Annotated in this window: 1 protein-coding gene; it reads right to left on the reverse strand. The window is 70.3% G+C overall.

Annotation, left to right across the window (positions count from 1 at the left end):
• On the reverse strand, positions 1-1,473 hold a 1,473-nt coding region (locus ACTWQJ_RS51260; RefSeq protein WP_443313179.1), incomplete at both ends, for a condensation domain-containing protein.

Here is a 1,473-nt window from a genome sequence, read left to right on the forward strand (position 1 = left end):
GGTAAGGGTGAGGCCGTCACTGATGACGGCCGGCTTGTCGGGACGCGCGGCGGCCTGACGGGCGAACAGCTCGTGCAGGGTGGCCGGCGGGCACTCCTGCAATTCGTTTCCACGACACGGGGACGGCTCCTCGTTCGCCGCGTACAGCACCAGTTCCCGCAGAGCCGTGGACGCGTCGCCCGCGAGCCGGTCGAGCACCGCAATCAGCTGCTCTCCGAGTTGCCGGACGGTGTCCGCGCGATAGAGATCGGTGCTGAACTCCAGCTCCAGGTCGATCTCCTCGCCCCTCTCCTGGAAGGCGAAGGAGAGCTCGAACCTGGCGGTGTCCGCCGCCGCCGTCGGCCAGTGGTCGACAACGGGGCCGAGGGCCGGAAGCCGGGGAGGGCGCTGCTGGTAGTTGACGACGGCGTAGAAGGGCACCGAGCCTCGGGCCTGGCCCATGACGCCCAGATCCCGGCAGACCGCCTGGAAGGGGACGTCCTGATGGCCGTATGCCTCGACACAGGCTTCCCGGACCTGCTGCAGCAGCGTGCCCACCGAGGTGTCACCGCAGGCGCTGACCCGTATCGGCAGCATATTGAGGAAGTAGCCGATGAGCCGCTCTCGGCCGACCCGGCCGCGACCGGCGGTGAGGCTGCCGATGCAGAGGTCGTCCCGCTCCGCGTGGGCGGAGAGCACGGTGTAGACCCCGGCGAGGCAGAACATGAACCGGCTGACGCCGTGCGCACGGGCCGCTTCGCTCAGCCGGGCTGCCTGTTCGGGACCGATCACGAGGCGTATCCGGTCCCCCGCGCCGCTGAGAACGCCGGGGCGCGGGGCATCCGTCACGAGGTCGAGCGCGGCGGCCCCGCCGTCCAGGGCACTCCTCCAGAACTCGCGTGCGGCGGCCCAGGGTTGCGGATCGCGGTCAAAGGAGTCCATCACGTGATCGGCGAACGACAGCTCGAGCTCCGGGAGAACGACCGAGTCGGGCTCACCGTTTCGCGACGCAGCGTAGAAGGCGGACAGCTCCTCGAAGAACAGATCCAGCGACCAGTCGTCCGCGATGACGTGGTGGATGTCGAAGTGGACGACGGTCCGCGCCGGGTCCAGGGTGAGCACCACCGTGCGGACCAGCGGCGTCGCGGGATTCGCGGTGTCGGCGGTGGCGGACTCCGCGATCAGCTCCCGTGCCCGGGTCTCCCGCGCTGCTGACGGTGTGTCACTGAGGTTCATGTGTCGCAGCGCGGCGCCCGGGTCGGCGGACGGGGACTGCCACCAGCCGTCCGCGTCCTGCTCGATGACGGTGCGCAATGCGCTCTGGCGGTACGCCAGCCGGGTCAGGGCGGTGCGCAGTGCGGGGATGTCGACCGGCCCCCGGACGAGGAAGGTGCGGGAGATGGTGTAACGGCCTGCGGGTGACGCCTGCTGCTCGAACCAGATGCCTTCCTGCCCCGGGAGGAGCGGGACCCGGGCGGTGGATCCCGTACGGGG

Source organism: Streptomyces sp. KR55 (genome assembly GCF_052245645.1).
Taxonomy (GTDB): domain Bacteria; phylum Actinomycetota; class Actinomycetes; order Streptomycetales; family Streptomycetaceae; genus Streptomyces; species Streptomyces flavusporus.